Consider the following 16713-nt stretch of genomic DNA (forward strand, 5'->3'; position numbering starts at 1 on the left):
AATGAGCGAGCGCGGCGAGCGGGTCCCGCAGTCGCGACCCGAGGAGGTCCGGCAATGACGGGCGGCAGTGTCGTGCGGCCGTACGGGGACACCACCGGTGACGGCATGGTGCAGGTGTCGTTCACGTTGCCGGTGCCGCATGACAAGCGGGCCGAGGGTGCAGCGGTGCAGTTGGCGAACAGGATGGGTGTCGATCCGGCGTTGCTGGTGCACGCGAAGCCGATCGGTGACGGGTTCACGTTCTTCGTGGTGTACGGGCGGGTTAACCACCTGGTGGACCTGTCGGCGGTGCGGGTGGTGGAGCGGGACTTTCCGTTGCTGAGCGCCAAGGAGGTCAACGCGGTCGTCAAGCGGCGGTTGCGGCGGAAGTTGTCGGTGGTGGGGGCGTGTATCGGCACGGATGCGCACACGGTGGGCATCGACGCGATTTTGAATGTGAAGGGGATCGCGGGGGAGAAGGGCCTGGAGTACTACCGCGAGTTGGCGGTGACGAACCTGGGTGCGCAGGTGAGTGTGCCGGAGTTGGTGGAGGCGGCGCGGGTGGCGCGGGCCGATGCGGTGCTGGTGTCGCAGGTGGTGACGCAGCGGGATGCGCATCTGCACAACACGCGGGAGATGTCGGCGGCGTTCCGGGAGGCGATGCCGGCGGGTCGGCGACCGTTGCTGATCGTGGGTGGGCCGCGGTTCGACGAGTCGCAGGCCGCTGAGCTGGGGGTGGATCGGATCTTCGGTCGGGGTACGACCCCGGGTGAGGTGGCGTCCTATCTGGTCCACGCGTTGATCACGGGTAGGAAGGCGAGGGTGGCATGACGGACCGGCGGTTGGGTGTGACGGTGACGCATCGGCGGTATGTGCCGTACGCGCATGCGCACTACGCGGGTGATCTCGTCGACGGGGCGTACGCGTTGGGTCTGTTCGGGGATGTGGCGACCGAGGTGTGTATTCGGACCGACGGTGACGAGGGGTTGTTCGCGTCGTATTCGGATGTGCAGTTCAAGGCGCCGATGCGGGCCGGTGACGTGTTGGAGGTGGTGGCGACGGTGACCCGGGTGGGTACCCGTAGTCGCACCATCGACTTCGAGGCCCGGGTGGTGTGTCGGGGTCGGCCGGATCGGGGTTCGTCGGCGGCGGAGGTGTTGGCGGAGCCGTTGGTGGCGGTGACGGCGACCGGCACGGTGGTCGTGCCCGCTGCGGTGTGAACGTCGCGGTCTGCGCCGACGTCGGTTCGACGTACACGAAGGTGGCGGTGGTCGACCTCGACGGTGGTGGGCTGGTGTCGGCGGCGGCGGTGCCGACCACTGTGGGTTCGGATGTGCTGCGCGGTCTGGACGTGGCGGTGGGCGCGGCCACCGTCGGCCTCGGGTCGGGTGAGGTGCCGTGGTTGGTGTGTTCGTCGGCGGGTGGTGGGTTGCGGCTGGCGGTGGTCGGCTACGAGCCGTTGGTGACCGCGCAGGCGGGTCGCCGGGTCGGCCTGTCGGCGGGGGCGGACGTGGTGCACGTGGCGGCCGGGCGGCTGGGTCGCGCGGAGGTGACGGCGTTGCGGGCGGCCCGCCCGGACGTGGTGCTGCTGGTGGGTGGCACCGACGGCGGGGACGCGGAGACGCTCACGCACAACGCGACACGGTTGGCGCGGGCCCGCTGGCGGGTGCCGGTGGTGTTGGCGGGCAACGTCGACGTCCGTGACGACCTGCACGGGTTGTTGGCCGGGGCGGGGGTGCCGGTGACGGTGGCCGACAATGTGTTGCCTCGCATCGGGGTGTTGGCGCCGTCGTCGGCGCGGTCGGCGATCCGGCAGGTGTTCCTGCGGCATGTGATCGGTGGTAAGGGGTTGTCGCGGGGTGGTCGGTTCGCCCGGCTGGTGCGGGCGGCGACGCCGGATGCGGTGCTGTCGGGGGTGGAGGTGCTCGCCGACGTGGCCGGCGGTGACCTGGTGGTCGTCGACGTGGGTGGCGCGACGACGGACGTGTATTCGGTGCTCACCCCGGACGAGCGGGCCAGCGGGCCGGGCCGGGAGGTGGCCGGTGAGCTGTGGCGGGCTCGGACGGTCGAGGGGGACCTGGGTGTGCGGTGGAGCGCCCCCGGGGTGCTGCGGGCGGCCGTCGAGGAACGTCTCGTCGCGGCGGGGGCGGTCGACGGGTTGGCTGCCGAGGCTGCGGTGCGGGCCGCCGATCCCGGGTTCCTGCCGGCTGATGCGGCCGGGCGGGCCGTCGACGCGCGGATCGCGGCGTTGGCGGCGACGGTGGCGTTGCGTCGGCACGCCCGTGGGGTGGGCACCGGTGAGCGGGCCGGCCGGGATCTGCGGGACGTGCGGCTGCTGGTCGGTTCCGGTGGGGTGCTGCGGCACGCCCCGGACAACGACGCGGCCGGAGTGCTGGACGCGGTGTTGACCGACCATGCCGGTGGGTGGGCGTTGCCGCGTGCGGCCCGACCGGTGGTGGACACCGATTATGTGCTGGCCGCGGCGGGGTTGCTCGCCGAGGAGCATCCGGTGGCGGCTCGGGCGCTGCTGCGGCCGCTGTTGGGTTGACCAGGGTGGACGGCTGCTGTCGGCGGCCGGTGGTGGTGGCGGCCCGGGGTGCCGCCACCGGTGGTGGCCGCCACGACACGCCGGGGATGAGGCGACGACTCGTCGGGGGTGGGTTGACAAGGTTGGGGGTGGGCCACGTACCGTCTTTGAGTCCTACCACGGGAAGCGGCTGTTGTTCGCTTCGTCCCTTCGTCCGCTGGCCGAGCGACACGGTGCATGTTCAGTCGCGGCGGCCAGGTCCAGCGGGCGGGGGTCGGCGGGGCGGCGCGAACCGGCCGCGGTTACCGGTGTACGGGCAGGATGGGGTGCACGGCCAGTAGACAACGGCCAGGCGGGGACAGCCAGTCACCGTCGGGTCGGTCCGAAGGTCGGCGTGCCACATTCCGCCGCACCGGCCGGGAGGGGCCTGGGAGCATCGGGGCGCGGCGTATGCCGCGCCCCGACTTCGTCTGTGTCCGCCGGTGTGGTTCAGCTGGTGGGGCGGGCGCGTACGTGCAGGCGTTCGCCCTGCGGGCCGAACAGGTTGAGCACCTCGGTGGTTTCGGGGCCGGGGTTGGTGACGCAGTGCGGTATCCGGGTGTCGAACTCGGCGACCTCGCCGGGGGCGAGGAGCAGGTCGTGGTCGCCGAGGCGTAGCCGGAGCTGGCCGGAGAGCACGTACAGCCACTCGTAGCCCTCGTGGGACTGTTGCTGCGCCTCGGCGGGGGTGTGTGGGGGCAGGATCTGTTTGAACGCCTGTAGGCCGCCGGGGCGGCGGGTCAGCGGCAGGAACGTCATGCCGTGGCGGACGATGGGGCGGGGGCGGACCCGGGGGTCGCCGACGGCGGGTGCGCCGACCAGTTCGTCCAGGGGCACCTGGTGGGCGCGGGCCAGTGGCAGCAGCAGTTCCAGGGTGGGGCGGCGCTGGCCGGATTCGAGCCGGGACAGGGTGCTCACCGAGATGCCGGTGGTGTCGGAGAGTTCGTTCAGGGTGGTGCCGCGTTGTTTGCGTAGGGCTCGCAGTCGGGGTCCGACCGCTGCCAGCACCGCCGCCTCCTCGTTTGCCATAGCAGCAAGATTACTTGTCGATCGGCGGTGTTGGTTGCAGGGTGTGAGGCATCACCGACGAGGGGGCGGACATGGACGACAGGTATGACGTGGTGGTGGTCGGCGGCGGGGCGGCCGGGTTGGCGGGGGCGCTGGCGTTGGCCCGGGCGCGGCGCAGTGTGCTGGTGGTGGACGCGGGGGAGCCACGTAACGCCCCGGCAAATGGGGTGCACAACTATCTGGGGCGGGAGGGCACCCCGCCGGGGGAGTTGGTGGCCGTGGGCCGGGCGGAGGTCACCGCGTACGGCGGGCAGGTCGTGGCCGGGCGGGTCGACGCGGTCACCCGCGACGACAGCGGCTTCGTGGTCACCGTCGACGGCGGGCGTACGGTGCGGGCCCGGCGGTTGCTGGTCACCACCGGGTTGGTCGACGAGTTGCCCGAGGTCCCCGGGTTGACGCAGCGGTGGGGGCGTGACGTGCTGCACTGCCCGTACTGCCACGGCTGGGAGGTCCGGGACCAGGTGATCGGGGTGCTGGCCACTGGGCCGCTGGCGGTGCACGCGGCGAAGCTGTGGCGGCAGTGGAGCCCGCATGTGCGGCTGCTGCTGCACGACAGCGCGCCGCCGCAGCCGCAGGAGGCCGAAGAGTTGGCGGCCCGCGGCGTGGCCGTGGTGCCCGGGCGGGTCGTCGGGGTGGAGACCGCCGGGGACCGGCTGGCCGGGGTGCGGCTGGACTCCGGGGACCTGGTGGAACTCGACGCGGTGGTGGTGGCCTCCCGGATGACGGCCCGCTCGGCGCTGCTGGAGTCGCTCGGGTTGACCCCGGTCGACGTGGAGCATTCCGGGCACGTCATCGGCAGGCGGATCCCGGCCGACGCCAACGGCGCCACCGACGTGCCGGGGGTGTGGGTGGCCGGCAACGTGACCGACGTGACCGGTCAGGTGATCCGGGCCGCCGGGGCTGGCCTCACCGCCGGGGCGATGATCAACATGGATCTGGTGGAGGAGGACACCCGCGACGCGGTGGCCGAGCACCGGCGGCAGCGGGAGACCATGTTCACCGAGGCGGCGTGGGAGGAGCGCTACCGGTCCAAGCCGGCGGTGTGGAGCGGCCGACCCAACCCGCAGCTGGTCACCGAGGTCAGTGAGGTGGCGCCCGGTCGGGCGCTGGACGTGGGCAGCGGTGAGGGCGCCGACGCGGTGTGGCTGGCCGAGCGCGGCTGGCAGGTCCACGCGGTGGACATCTCCACCGTCGCGTTGGAGCGGGCCGCCGGCCACGCCCGGGCCGCCGGTACCGAGGTGGCCGCCCGGATCGAGTGGAGCCACGCCGACCTGTTCGAGTGGTCACCGCCGTCCGGCGCGTACGACCTGGTGTCCGCGCAGTTCATGCAGCTGCCACCGCCGCAGCGGCGGGAGGTCTTCGCCCGGCTGTCCGACGCGGTCGCGCCCGGCGGCCGGCTGCTGATCGTCGGGCATCACCCGGCGGACCTGCACACCTTCGGACACCGTCAGCACTTCCCGGAGATGATGTACACCGCCGAGCAGGTCGTCGCGGAGCTGGACCCGGCGCGCTTCGAGGTGCTCACCGCGCAGGCCCGGCGCCGCACCGTGACCGGCCCGGACGGGCGTGAGGTCGTCCACCACGACGCGGTGCTGCTGGCCCGCCGCCGCTGACGGTCCCCTGCCGCCGATCACGGCAGGCAGGTAGCCTTCGGCGCGTGATCGCGCCCGACCCGCCCGTGACGACCGTGGACCGCACCGCCGGGTCCGACCCGCCGCCACCTGCCCCGGTGACGGCGGGTCCGGTGCGCCTGCCGGTGGCCGTCGCCATGGCGGTGGCCGCCGGCCTGGCGTTGCTGCTGGCCTTCCCGCCGTACGGGTGGTGGCCGCTGGCGCCGGTCGGGGTGGCCCTGCTGGCCGCCGCGACCCACCGGCGGCGGCTGCGGGCCGGTGCCGGTCTGGGCTTTTTGACCGGTCTGACCCTGTTCGCGCCGTTGCTGGCCTGGACGAACCTGCACACCGGCTACCTGCCGTGGGTGCTGCTGTCGTTGTTGCAGGCCGGCTACCTGGCGGTGCTGGGGATGGCCACGGCGTGGGTGTCGCCGCTGGCCGACCGGTTCCCGGTGGCGTGGCCGGCGCTGACCGGCGTGCTGTGGGTGGGGCAGGAGGCGCTGCGCGACCGGACGCCGTTCGGCGGGTTTCCGTGGGGGCGGCTGGCGTTCGGGCAGGACGACTCGCCGCTGCTGCGGCTGGCCGCGCTCGGTGGTGCGCCGCTTGTGACGTTCGCGGTGGCGCTGGCCGGTGGGCTGCTTGTCGCCGGGGCGTGGTGGACGGCACGGGCCCGCCGTGGCGCCGACGTCCGGTGGTGGGTGCCCGCGGCGGGGTGCGCCGCGGCGGTGCTGCTGCTGCTCGCCGGTGGGCTGCTGGTGCCGGTGGCCACGACCCGTGCGGCGGCGAGTGTGACGGTGGCCATCGTGCAGGGCAACGTGCCGCGACTCGGGTTGGACTTCAACGCCCAACGGCAGGCCGTGCTCGACAACCACGTCGAGGCCACAATCGCGCTGGCCGGTGAGGTCACCGCCGGCACCCGGCCCCGACCGGACCTGGTGGTGTGGCCGGAGAACTCCAGCGACATCGACCCGCTGCGCAACGCTTCGGCCGGGGCGCGGATCTCCGCCGCCGCGGACGCCGTCGGGGTGCCGATCCTGGTCGGTGCGGTGTTGTACGGGCCGGAGCGGGGGCAGGTGCGCAACGCCGGGCTGCTGTGGCGGCCGGGCAGCGGACCCGACCTGGAGCAGCTGTACATCAAGCGGCATCCGGTGCCGTTCGCCGAGTACGTGCCGCTGCGCCGGATCGCCCGGATGGTCAGCGACCAGGTCGACCGGGTACGGGCCGACTTCGTGGCCGGCACCGAGGCGGGGGTGGTCGACAGCGGTCCGGTGGTGCTCGGAGACGTGATCTGCTTCGAGGTCGCCTACGACGGGCTGGTCCGCGACACCGTCATCGGTGGGGCGCAGCTGCTGGTGGTGCAGACAAACAACGCCACCTTCGACGAGGCCGAGGCGCGTCAGCAGTTGGCCATGGTGCGGCTGCGGGCCGTCGAGCACGGGCGTGCGGCGTTGATGGCCTCCACGGTCGGGGTGTCCGGGTTCGTCTCCCCGGACGGGCGGGTAAGCGACGCCACCGGGTTCAACACCCGCGCGGTCGTGGTTCGGCAGCTGCGGCTGACCGAGGGGCGCACGCTGGCCACCCGGGTCGGGGTGCTGCCGGAGGTGGCGCTGGCCGGGTTGGCGGTGGCCGCGCTTGTCGGCGCGGCGGTGCTGCGGCGCCGGCGGGACGGCCGATCCGTACCGGGGGCCGCCCACCCGGGGTGAAGGGGGCAGCGGTGGTACGCGGAACCGACATCCGTCCGGTGATGACCGGGGTGCCCGGCGTGGGTCGGGTGCTGGTGGTCATCCCCACCTACAACGAGGCCGACAACGTCACCGAGATCGTGCGGCGGGTCCGCCGGGCCGCACCGCAGGTGGAGATTCTGGTCGCCGACGACAACAGCCCGGACGGCACGGGTGTGATCGCCGAGGGCATCGCCGGCAGGGACCGGCGGGTGCACGTGTTGCACCGGGAGGGCAAGCAGGGGCTCGGCGCGGCGTACCTGGCGGGGTTCGCGTGGGCGCGGCGGCGTGGCTTCGACGCGGTGGTGGAGATGGACGCCGACGGTTCACACGCCCCGGAGGACCTGCCGGCGTTGCTGGCCGCGGCCCGCGACGCCGACGTGGTGATCGGGTCGCGGTGGACCCGGGGTGCCCGGGTGGTGAACTGGCCGCTGCGGCGGCTGCTGCTGTCGCGGTGCGGCAACCTGTACGCGCGCCTGGCGTTGGGTATGCCGGTCGCCGACGCCACCGGCGGCTACCGGGTCTACCGGGCCGGGGTGCTGGACGCCCTGGACCTGGATTCGGTGTGCTCGCAGGGGTACTCGTTCCAGGTGGAGTTGTCCCGGCTGGCCCACCGTGCGGGTGCGCGGATCGTGGAGGTGCCGATCACCTTCGCCGAGCGGGAACGCGGTGCCAGCAAGATGAGCCCGTTGATCGTCGTCGAGGCGCTGTGGCGCATCACCGGCTGGGCGGTACGCGACCGGCGTACGGCGGTGCGGCGTGGGCTGCACGCGGCCACCGCCGCGCAGGCGCGGTGGCCCTGAGCGGGCGGCGTGTCATGCTGGACGGACGGGACGGCTGCGCTGCCGGGGCGGGGCCGACACGATGAGGCGCCGTGAGGCGGATGGGGTGATATGCGCCGAGCACTGAGGTTCGTACCGTTGGCTCTGCTGGTGTCCGTGGCCGTGGAAATCGCCGTGTTCGTGGTGGTGGGTCGGGCGCTCGGGTTCGGTGTGGCGACGCTGCTGGTGTTCGCGGCCTCGCTGCTGGGTCTGGTGTTGCTGCGCCGGGAGGGCGTGCGGGCGTGGCGGGGTTTCCGGGAGGCGGCGCAGTCGGGTCGGCCGCCCGGTCGGCAGGTGACCGACGGGCTGGTGGGGCTGCTCGGTGCGCTGCTGTTGGCGACTCCGGGGCTGGTCAGCGGCCTGGTGGGGTTGTTGCTGCTGGTGCCGCCGGTGCGGCGGTTGACCCGGGGTGGGGTGCAGCGGGCCGCCGAACGCCGGGTGTCGTCGATGACCGCCGGTGACCTGTTCGGTCCCCGTCGGGTGCGGGTGTACCGGGGCGGGCCGCAGCAGCCGGGGCAGGCTCCGCCGCCGCAGAGCCCGACGACGACGCCGCAGACGTCCGCCTCCGCGGTGCCTCCGGTGGTCGAGGGGGAAGCCATCGAGGGTGAGATCGTGGAACCGCGCTGACAGACGCGAAACGGTGCCCCCGGGATCCTCCCGGGGGCACCGTTTGACGTATCGGGTCAGGCGCGACCGCGACGGGTGCGAACCTCCTGCAGCCGCTCGGCCAGGATGTCCTCCAGTTCGGCGATCGAACGCCGCTCCAGCAGCATGTCCCAGTGGGTACGCGGCGGCTTGGCCTTCTTCTGCTCCGGCTCGCTGCCGTCGACCAGTCGGGCCACGCTGCCGTCGAACTTGCACTCCCAGGTGGTCGGCACCTCGGCGTCGACGGCGAACGGCACCTCGAACTGGTGACCCTTGGCGCACAGGTACTCGCGGGTCTGCCGCGGCGCGAGCTCCGTGTTGCGGTCGGATTCGTAGCTGACCGCGCCCAGCCGGCTTCCGCGCAGCATACGCTCGCCCATGATCGACTTCCCCTCTTCGGTGGTGCAGGTCCTATCGGTGTAACGGTCCGTCTCCGCCGGGCCATTCCCACGGCCACGCCTCGACAACCCCGTACACCCGGGTGCGCAGTCCAGGGTAGCCGGCCATGACGTACGCCCGGCGGGGGTCGTCCCGGCCGGGTCGTCTCGGCGGACCGTCACCGCCAGCGGGAATGGTAACCGGCCGGGGCCTTCCTGGGGCGCCGCGGTGGGCTGACGCGCCGGTCGGGCATCCGGTGGTGGGGTGGTCCGGGCGGCCCGGTCAGCCGGTCCGCGGCGTCGGTGGCAGCGGCAACGGTAGCCCCGGCAGGCCGTCGATGCTGGTGGCGATGTCGTCCTTGCCGGCGAAGTAGGCGTCCAGCGACGTGTCGTCCTCCCGGGCGAAACGGCGGCCGTGCAGGTCCCGGTCGGTGTCGTAGGTCATCAGTGGTACCGCGTAGCCGCAGGTGTCGCGGATCAGCCGGGCGTGCACCACGATGATCGCCCGTAGCCCGTGCAGAGTGGTGTCGATGTCCGGGAAGTGCGCCAGCAGGTCGGGAAAGCGGGGATCGTCCCGGAACACCGGCTCGCCCCGACCGTGTACCCGCACGATGTTCGGCGGGCCGGTGAAGGCGCACCACATCAGCGTGATCCGGCCGTTCTCCCGCAGGTGGGCGATGGTCTCGGCGTTGCTGCCGGCGAAGTCCAGATAGGCCACCGTCTGCTCGTCGAGCACCGCGAGGCAGCCGCGCAGGCCCTTCGGGGAGAGGTTGACGGTGCCGTCGCCGGCCAGCGGCGCGGTCGCGGTGAAGAACATCGGTTGTGTCTCGATGAACTCCCGCAGCCGCCCCTCGATGCGCTCATACATCTTACCCATGCCGCCATCCTCCCTCACCCGCGCCCGCCGCTCATGCAGTTATGGCAGTCGATTTGTCCGGATGGCGCGCTTTCTGGGGTGCCACAACTGCATGATCGACGCCCGGCAGGGGGAGCGGGACGGTCAGGCGGTGGGGCGGGTGAGGGCGGTGGCCAGGTCGGCGACCTTCGCGGCGAGTTGCGCCACCCGCTCACGGGCGTCGTCGCGGTCGGCCTCGGTGGCGCGTAGGCGTACGGTCAGCTCGCTCACCCGAGCCTCCGCGCCGCCGAGCGTTGCCCGCAGGCCGGCCAGTTCCTCGCCCAACCGGTCGGCGCGGGCGGTGAGCGCGGCCTGCTGCTCTCCGGCCTGACGGGCCTGCGCCCGCGCCTGCTCACGGTCGGCGTCGGCCTGCGCCCGCGCCTGCTCCGCCCGCTCGGCCTCGGCGCGGGCCGAGGCCGACTCCGCACGGGCCTGCTCCGCCTCGGCACGGGCCCGCGCAGCCTCCGCCCTGGCCTGCTCGGCTGCGGCCTGCGTCCGGTCCACCTCGCCCTGCAGCCGGTCGGCCTCGGCGAGCGCCACGGCGGCGGCGTTGGCGGCCCGCTCCGCCTCGATACGGGCAGCGTCGCGTTCGGCGACCAGGTCGGCGCTGCGACGGCGTTCGGTGGCCAGGTCGGCCCGCACCGAGGTCAACTGGGCGCGGGCGGCGTCCCGGTCCGCCTCGGCCTGCGCCCGCAACGCCTGCGCGGCGGCGGTCTCCCGCCGCGCCTCGTCCCGGGCGGTCTGCGCGTCCTGCGCCCGGTGTGCGGCCGAGGCGGCCTGCTCGGTCGCGCGTGCGGCCTCGTCGCGGGCGGCGTCACGCTCGACGGTCGCCGCCTGGGCCTGCCGACGCTGCCGCTCGGCGTGGGCCGCGGCGTCCTCGGCGGCCCGTAGCGCCTCGTCGCGTTCGGCCTGCGCCGCCGCGATCTCCCCGGCGGTCTCCGCGCGTAGCTGGGACAGTTGCCGCTGCACCCCGGCCGGGGACAACTCGGCGTGCAGCGCCTCGGTCAGGGTGACCACGATCTGGTCGAGCCGGTCGACCGCCTCCCAGGTCCGGGCCACCTGCCCGGGCAGGCCCGGGGCGTTGCGGTGCCGCATGCGGCTGTTACGGGAGGCCCGCTGGCAGGCACCGTCGTTGTCCCGGCAGTACCGGAACGGGCGGCCCGCACCGGCCCGCTGCGGCACGTCACGCCCACAGTGGGCGCAGGGGCGGGTATCGGCGGCGGCAGTCGACTCAACGTCCATCGAACGCGGAGTCTAGTGCGCCGTCCGGCACCGCCGACGAGGTCGCGGACAGGCCCGGCCGGTCAGCGGGTGAACGACACCTCGATCGGCTCACCGGCTGTCACCTGCCGTACCGACTCGCCGTACGGGCTGCGGATCCGCAGTCGTTGGGCGACCGCCGAGACCAGCCGGGCCCGCACCGCACCCGGGCGCCAGGCCAACTCCTCGACGGTGACCCGACCGGGGCAGCTCACCCCACGCAGTGTCCCGCGCGGCAGTCCCGGCAGCGGCGCCGGTAGCAGCCGCAGCCGACCGGGTCGCCCCTGCACCAGCGCCTCGATCAGCACCGCCGGCAGGGTGTGTACGGCGTCGGCGTTGTAGGTGACCCGACCCGGGTTGTGCGCGCTCATCAGCGACCGGAAGAACATGTCGTTGCCGACGATCTTGAGTAGGTTCGCCTCGACCAGCGGCCCGTCGTGCAGCCGGGCGGCGGCCAGCGCCCGGTGCAGGCTGCCGTGCGCGGACAGGTTCTCGTCACCCCGGCGGCGCAGCGCCCGGTGCGCGGCGCCGGCCAGCTCCGGAGTGTCCTCGGGGTTGATCTCGTCCAGTGGCCACACCGGATACAGGTGACTGACGTGGCGGTGGTTCTCGTCGGCCCGATAGCCGGGCCAGGCCCACTCGGCCAACGCCCCGTCGGCGTCGACCCGGTACGGCGGCAGCCGCGCCGCCAACCGCGCCCACCGCTGCTGGCCGGTCAGCACGGCGGCCACGGTGAACGCGTGCCGCGCCGCGGCGATGTCCATGGTGGCGTTGACCGCCACATGCACCGCCGTGCCCGAGGCGTCCAGCGGCCCGGTCTCCGCCGAGTACGACGGCACGAACCCCCACGTCCCCTCGCCTGCGGTGGTGGTCAGCACGTCGGCGAAGAACTCGGCCACCTCCACCAGCCAACCCGCCACCTCACCCAGCGGCTCCCCGGTCACCAGATGCCGCTCGTAGAGGGGGAACAGCAGCCAGTGCGCACCCGGCAGCCACGCCGCGAACGGCCAGTCCGGATGCAGGTGGAACAGGTGGCCGTGCTCGCCGTCGGTGCGGCTGGGCGCCAGCAGGCCGCGCGCCCCGTAGATCACCCGGGCGTTGCGTCGCCAGTGCTCGACCTGTGTCCGTACCAGCCGGGCGTGTGCCGCGGTGACCTCCGGCAGGGCGGCCACGTTCGCCGAGGCCAGCTGAAGGTTCAGGTTGGCGTCGGTGGTGAAGTCGCCGGCCCAGGCGGCGTCCCACGAACCGAGCCACAGCCCGGTCAGCCGGGGCGGCAGCACGCCGCTGGCGCTCAGCAACAGGTGACGTCCGGCGTGGAACAGCCGCTCCAGCAGGGCCGCGTCCAGCGTGTGCGGGTCGGCGGCCTGCCGGGCCAGCAGCTCACCGACGGGCACCGCCCGCTGCGCGGTCGGCACCGCCAGGTCCAGCTCGACCCGCCGGTACGCCGGGGTGTGCCGGGCCGTGTGCCGGGCGAGCAGGTCACCGTAGCGGGCGTCCCGGTAACGGGTCAGTCGACGCACCAGCCCTCCGGTACGCCACCGGGCCTGCGGGCGGTCGAGCACCGTCAACAGCAGGGCCGGCCCGTCGACCTGCACTCCGTCGCCGTCGAGCTCCACCGCGCCGCACAACAGGGTCAACCCCTCGAAGCCGTACGCGGCACCGGCCGTCGGATAGCGGGCCCGCACCCGCAGGAAGACCAGCCCGTCGCGGCGGTACGCCGCCACCGCGTAACGCAGCCCGGCGGGGCGGCCCGGCAGGTCGCCGGTCACACCCACCCGGCAGGCCCCCATGTCCAGCCGGGTGACGATCAGCCGATCGGTACGCGAGACGAACGAACGGCGGCTCCCGCCGGCCCACCGCACGACGACCTCGCCGGTGTCGAAATCGGTGTACCGACGGTAGTCGCCGACCGGTCCGCCGTCGGCGTCGACGGTGAGGGCGAAGCCGGGATGGAACGACTGGGTCCAGCGCAGCACGCCGTCACCGGCCAGCAGCCGGCTGGCCTGCGCGCGCCGGTCGGCCAGGATCAACCGCCGGATCCGGGGCAGCAGCGCGGCCAGCTGCGGGGCACGGGCGTCGTGGGTGCCGTTGGGCAGCACGAACCGGTGGTGGTTGACCACGATGCGTTCGGCCCACGGCCGGCCGTGCACCATGATCCCGTACTCGCCGTTGCCGGCGAGGAACGCGTCCTGCCAGTCGGTCGCCGGTGCGGTGTCCCAGATCCGGTGCGCCGCACCGGTCACCGGGCCGCCGCCCGGCCGTCGTACGCCGCCGGGGTGCCGGTCGCCGCGGCCGTGCTGTCCCGGACGGTCAGCCGGGGCTCCAGCAGCGTCACCTGCGGTGTCGGCTCGTCGTGCAGCTTACGCATGAGCAACGACACGGCCTGCCGGCCGATCTCCTCGGCGGGCACCGGCACCGAGGTCAGGCGCGGGCTGGCGTGCTCGGCGAACTGGTCCGGGCAGACGGCAACCACCGACACGTCGTCGGGCACCCGCCGGCCCAGCGCGGCCAGCGTCGCCTGCACCGGACCCACCGCCGCCTCGTTCTGCACCACCAGACCGGACAGCTCCGGTTGCCGGGCGAACAGCTCCACCACCCGGGCGCGCACCTCGGCGGCGTTCTCCTCGCAGGGCAGCGTCACCGCCTCGACGCCGTGCCGGGTCGCCGCCTCGACCACGCCCGCGCGGGTGCGGTGGGCGAACCCGGTGCCCCGGTCGTAGACGGCGGCGGGTGCGCCGAGCAGCGCGATGCGGCGGTGCCCGAGCCCCGCCAGGTGCTCCACGCAGACCTGCCCGGCCCGGTGGAAGTCCAGGTCCACACAGGTCAGCCCGTCGGTGTCGGCGGGCAGCCCGATCAGCACACTGGGCCGACCCAGCCCGCGCAGCAGCGGCACCCGCACGTCGTGCAGCTCCACGTCCATCACCAGCACCCCGTCGACCAGGGCACCGGCGGCGATGCGGTGCAACCCCTGCGGGCCCTCGTCGGAGGTCAGCAGCAGCACGTCGTGGTCGTGGCGGCGGGCGGAGGTCACCACCGCCGTGGCGAACTGCATCACCACCGGCACCTGGATGCCCGAGCGCAGCGGCAGCACCAGCGCGATCACGTTGGCGCGTCGGCTGGCCAGGGCCCGCGCGCCCGCGTTCGGGTGGTAGCCGAGCAGCCGGACGCTGGCCAGCACCCGGTTGCGGGTCAGCTCCGAGATGGCCCGCTTGCCACTGAGCACGTACGACACGGTGCTCACCGCGACACCGGCGTGCCGGGCGACGTCGGCGATGGTGGGCTGACCGGACGGCACCCGGCCCCGCCCGCTCACCGGACCCCGCTCGTGGCGTGCGGCCGGGCCGGGCGGGTGAGCGGCTCACCGCGTACGGCCACGGCGCCGACCAGCCGCACGTCGGTCGCGGAACGCCCGACCAGCACGGTGTGGGTGGCGTCCTCCACCACGAAGGTGCCCGCGTCGGCGTCCCACCAGCTCAGCTCGGCGCTGCGCAGCCGCAGCGTGACGGTACGCCGTTCACCGGGGGCGAGGACGATCCGGGTGAAGTCGCGCAGTTGCCGCAGTGGCTGCTTCACCCGGGAGCGCCGTTGCCGGGTGTAGAGCTGCACCACCTCCACTCCGGGACGGTCGCTGGTGTTGGTGACGTCCACGCTCACCTCCACCTCCTCGCCGACGCTCACCGAAGTGGCGCTCAGTCGTAGGTCGCGGTAGTCGAACTCGGCGTAGGACAGTCCGTGCCCGAACGGGTACAGCGGCTCGCCCCGGTAGTACAGGTAGGTGGAGTCCGCGCCGATCACGTCGTAGTCGAGCAGGTCGGGCAGGTCGGCGGTGTCGGCGTACCAGGTCTGGGTGAGCCGGCCACCGGGGTCGGTGTCGCCGAGGAGCACCTCGGCCAGGGCATGGCCGTGCTCCTGCCCGCCGTGCGCCGACCAGAGCACCGCCGGCAGGTGCTCCTGTGCCCAGCCCAGCGCGTACGGGTAGCTGCTTGTCACCACCAGCACGGTGCGTGGGTTGGCGGCGTGCACGGCGCGCAGCATCGCCTCCTGCCGGGCCGGCAGGGACAGGTCGAGGCGGTCCTCGGTCTCGCGTCCGTTGACCATCGGATGGTTGCCCAACGTCACCACCGCCACGTCGGCGGCGGCGGCCAGCTCGGCGGCCCGGGCCGCGCCGTCGGTGACCACGTCGATGCCGAAGCCGGTGCCGGCCCGCCGGTCGTCGCCGTCGACCCGCAGCCGGCCGTTGTCGTCGACCGTGACGTAGCGGTCGGTGGCCAGGTGGCGCAGCAGCACGGTGCCGTCGGGCAGCGGGTCGAACTGGAAGGTTTCCCGGACCACCCAGCCGCCGGGACCGGACCGGTCGTTGACAAGTGCGCCGTCGTCGTCGACGCCGACGTGGCGGCCGTTGCCGACGGCCCGTAACGCGACGCTGTCCCGACCCCAGTCGAACACGTCGAACGAGGCCGGGTCGACACCGACGGTCAGTGGCCCGCCCTCGGCCTGGTCGGTGCAGCCCACGTAACGGTCGCCGACCCGCAACGTGATCCGGTCGGTGCCGGGGTGGGTGGTGACCGTCGGCAGCCGCTCGGCCAGCCCCTCGAGGGTGCTGATCGCGTACGGCAGGGTGCCGCTGTACCAGTCGGTGTGCAGGGTGTCGGCTAGCGGACCGAGCACGGCGACCCGCAGGTTGGGCGCGAGCGGCAGCAGCCCACGGTTGCGCAGCAGCACGATGGACTGCCGGGCGGCCTCCCGGGCCAGGTTGCGGTGCACCGGGCAGTCGATCACCTCCGGGCCGGTCGCGGCGTACGGGTCGGTGTGCGGTGGATCGAGGTCACCCAGCCGCAGCCGGACGGTGAGCACCCGACGGACCGCCCGGTCCACGTCGGACTCGGTGATCAGTCCACGGTCCAGTGCCTCGGTCAGGTGTCGCCGGGTCGGCCCGCTGTCGGCGTCGTCCTCGGTGAAGCTGTCGATTCCGGCGCGCAGCGCCGCGGCGAACCCGCGGACGTGGTCGGGCAGGTGGCCCTGCATGCCGGCGATGTTGCTCACCGCTCCGGCGTCGCCGACGACCAGGACCTCGCCGGGGGCCCACCGGCGTAGTTCGCTGTCGATGAGCGGGCTCAGGTGCGCCGGCACCCCGTCGACCAGGTTGTACGCGGCCATCGCGGCGACCGCCGCGTCGGCGGCGAGGGGGGCGCGGAACGCCGGCAGTTCGTACTCGTGCAGCACCCGGGGTGGCAGGTCGCTTGAGGTGGTGGCCCGGTCGGTCTCGTTGTTGTAGCCGAGGAAGTGCTTGACCGTGGGGGCGGTCCGCAGCCGCTCGGGATGCCCGCCGCGCAGACCCTGGGCGTAGGCGGTGGCGAGCCGGCCGGTCAGCCACGGGTCCTCCGACCAGCCTTCCTCGTTGCGTCCCCAGCGGGGGTCGCGCAGCGGGTTGACCACCGGCGCCCACACGTTGAGGCCGACGCGCTGCGGGTCGTCGTGGTGCTTGGCCCGCACCTCGTCGCCGACGGCGTCGCCGACGGCGCGTACCAGGTCGGGGTTCCAACTGCTGGCCAGGCCGACGGCCTGGGGGAAGACGGTCGCCGGGCCGAGCCAGGCGACGCCGTGCAGCGCCTCGGTGCCGGTGCGGAAGCCGGGCAGGCCGAGCCGGGGTACGGGGGCCTGCCACTGGTGCAGCAGCCCGATCTTCTCCGGCAGGGTGAGCCGGGCCAGCAGGTCGTCGATCCGGTCCCGGATCGCGGGCGTGGTGCGGTCGGTCATGGTGGATCGCCTTC

At 73.7% G+C, this 16713-nt stretch carries 14 protein-coding genes; 7 read left to right on the forward strand and 7 right to left on the reverse strand.

Annotated elements, in window-relative coordinates; genetic code table 11:
• Positions 1 to 54 precede the first annotated feature (54 nt).
• Genes ACFY2A_RS12520 through ACFY2A_RS12530 form a run of 3 tightly spaced genes read left to right on the forward strand, consistent with a single transcriptional unit; the run spans position 55 to position 2527 of the window.
• Positions 55 to 810 (forward strand): OAM dimerization domain-containing protein, encoded by a 756-nt coding sequence (locus ACFY2A_RS12520; protein ID WP_363920714.1) that lies wholly within the window; start codon positions 55 to 57, stop codon positions 808 to 810.
• Positions 807 to 1199: a hotdog domain-containing protein gene (locus tag ACFY2A_RS12525; protein WP_093402361.1), complete on the forward strand. Its 393-nt coding sequence runs from the start codon at positions 807 to 809 to the stop codon at positions 1197 to 1199. The genes ACFY2A_RS12520 and ACFY2A_RS12525 overlap by 4 nt, the downstream gene beginning before the upstream one ends.
• The gene (locus tag ACFY2A_RS12530; protein ID WP_387171160.1) at positions 1196 to 2527 is read left to right on the forward strand and encodes a glutamate mutase L; all 1332 of its coding nucleotides are present in this window, start codon (positions 1196 to 1198) and stop codon (positions 2525 to 2527) included. The genes ACFY2A_RS12525 and ACFY2A_RS12530 overlap by 4 nt, the downstream gene beginning before the upstream one ends.
• A 468-nt stretch (positions 2528 to 2995) precedes the next feature.
• On the opposite strand, the gene ACFY2A_RS12535 is transcribed toward ACFY2A_RS12530, so the two are convergent.
• A complete protein-coding gene (locus ACFY2A_RS12535) occupies positions 2996 to 3574 on the reverse strand; it encodes an XRE family transcriptional regulator (RefSeq protein ID WP_363920719.1) in 579 nt (192 codons plus the stop codon).
• A 71-nt stretch (positions 3575 to 3645) separates the two neighbouring features.
• On the opposite strand from ACFY2A_RS12535, the gene ACFY2A_RS12540 reads away from it, so the two are divergent.
• The 4 genes from ACFY2A_RS12540 to ACFY2A_RS12555 all read left to right on the forward strand — a co-directional run bounded on the left by ACFY2A_RS12540 (position 3646) and on the right by ACFY2A_RS12555 (position 8392).
• Positions 3646 to 5226, forward strand: coding sequence for an FAD-dependent oxidoreductase (locus tag ACFY2A_RS12540; RefSeq protein WP_387171162.1), 1581 nt, complete (start codon positions 3646 to 3648; stop codon positions 5224 to 5226).
• A gap of 44 nt (positions 5227 to 5270) precedes the next feature.
• Positions 5271 to 6926 carry an apolipoprotein N-acyltransferase gene (lnt, locus tag ACFY2A_RS12545; protein WP_387171164.1) on the forward strand — a complete coding sequence of 552 codons (1656 nt, stop codon included), beginning with the start codon at positions 5271 to 5273 and terminating at the stop codon, positions 6924 to 6926.
• A gap of 41 nt (positions 6927 to 6967) precedes the next feature.
• Entirely contained in the window at positions 6968 to 7747 is a 780-nt protein-coding gene (locus tag ACFY2A_RS12550) for a polyprenol monophosphomannose synthase (RefSeq protein ID WP_387171316.1), read from the forward strand.
• A gap of 90 nt (positions 7748 to 7837) precedes the next feature.
• Positions 7838 to 8392, forward strand: a complete 555-nt coding sequence (locus ACFY2A_RS12555) for an FxsA family protein (protein ID WP_387171166.1) — start codon at positions 7838 to 7840, stop codon at positions 8390 to 8392.
• Positions 8393 to 8448: 56 nt separating this feature from the next.
• On the opposite strand, the gene ACFY2A_RS12560 is transcribed toward ACFY2A_RS12555, so the two are convergent.
• The 6 genes from ACFY2A_RS12560 to ACFY2A_RS12585 form a co-directional block, all read right to left on the reverse strand.
• Positions 8449 to 8790: an RNA polymerase-binding protein RbpA gene (locus ACFY2A_RS12560; RefSeq protein WP_046564157.1), complete on the reverse strand. Its 342-nt coding sequence runs from the start codon at positions 8788 to 8790 to the stop codon at positions 8449 to 8451.
• A 280-nt stretch (positions 8791 to 9070) separates the two neighbouring features.
• Positions 9071 to 9664, reverse strand: coding sequence for a pyridoxamine 5'-phosphate oxidase family protein (locus ACFY2A_RS12565; protein ID WP_387171168.1), 594 nt, complete (start codon positions 9662 to 9664; stop codon positions 9071 to 9073).
• A 123-nt stretch (positions 9665 to 9787) separates the two neighbouring features.
• Positions 9788 to 10924, reverse strand: coding sequence for a hypothetical protein (locus ACFY2A_RS12570; RefSeq protein WP_387171170.1), 1137 nt, complete (start codon positions 10922 to 10924; stop codon positions 9788 to 9790).
• 62 nt (positions 10925 to 10986) lie between these two features.
• Complete coding sequence (locus tag ACFY2A_RS12575; RefSeq protein ID WP_387171172.1) at positions 10987 to 13185, reverse strand: glycoside hydrolase N-terminal domain-containing protein; 2199 nt, start codon at positions 13183 to 13185, stop codon at positions 10987 to 10989.
• Positions 13182 to 14255, reverse strand: coding sequence for a LacI family DNA-binding transcriptional regulator (locus tag ACFY2A_RS12580; protein WP_363920731.1), 1074 nt, complete (start codon positions 14253 to 14255; stop codon positions 13182 to 13184). Before ACFY2A_RS12580 ends, ACFY2A_RS12575 begins: the two co-directional genes overlap by 4 nt.
• On the reverse strand, positions 14252 to 16699 hold the full coding sequence (locus tag ACFY2A_RS12585; protein WP_387171174.1) for a glycoside hydrolase family 3 C-terminal domain-containing protein: 2448 nt from the start codon (positions 16697 to 16699) through the stop codon (positions 14252 to 14254). The genes ACFY2A_RS12580 and ACFY2A_RS12585 overlap by 4 nt, the downstream gene beginning before the upstream one ends.
• Positions 16700 to 16713: the final 14 nt, after the last annotated feature.

The sequence above is a fragment of the Micromonospora sp. NPDC000442 genome (assembly GCF_042898635.1).
Taxonomy (GTDB): domain Bacteria; phylum Actinomycetota; class Actinomycetes; order Mycobacteriales; family Micromonosporaceae; genus Micromonospora.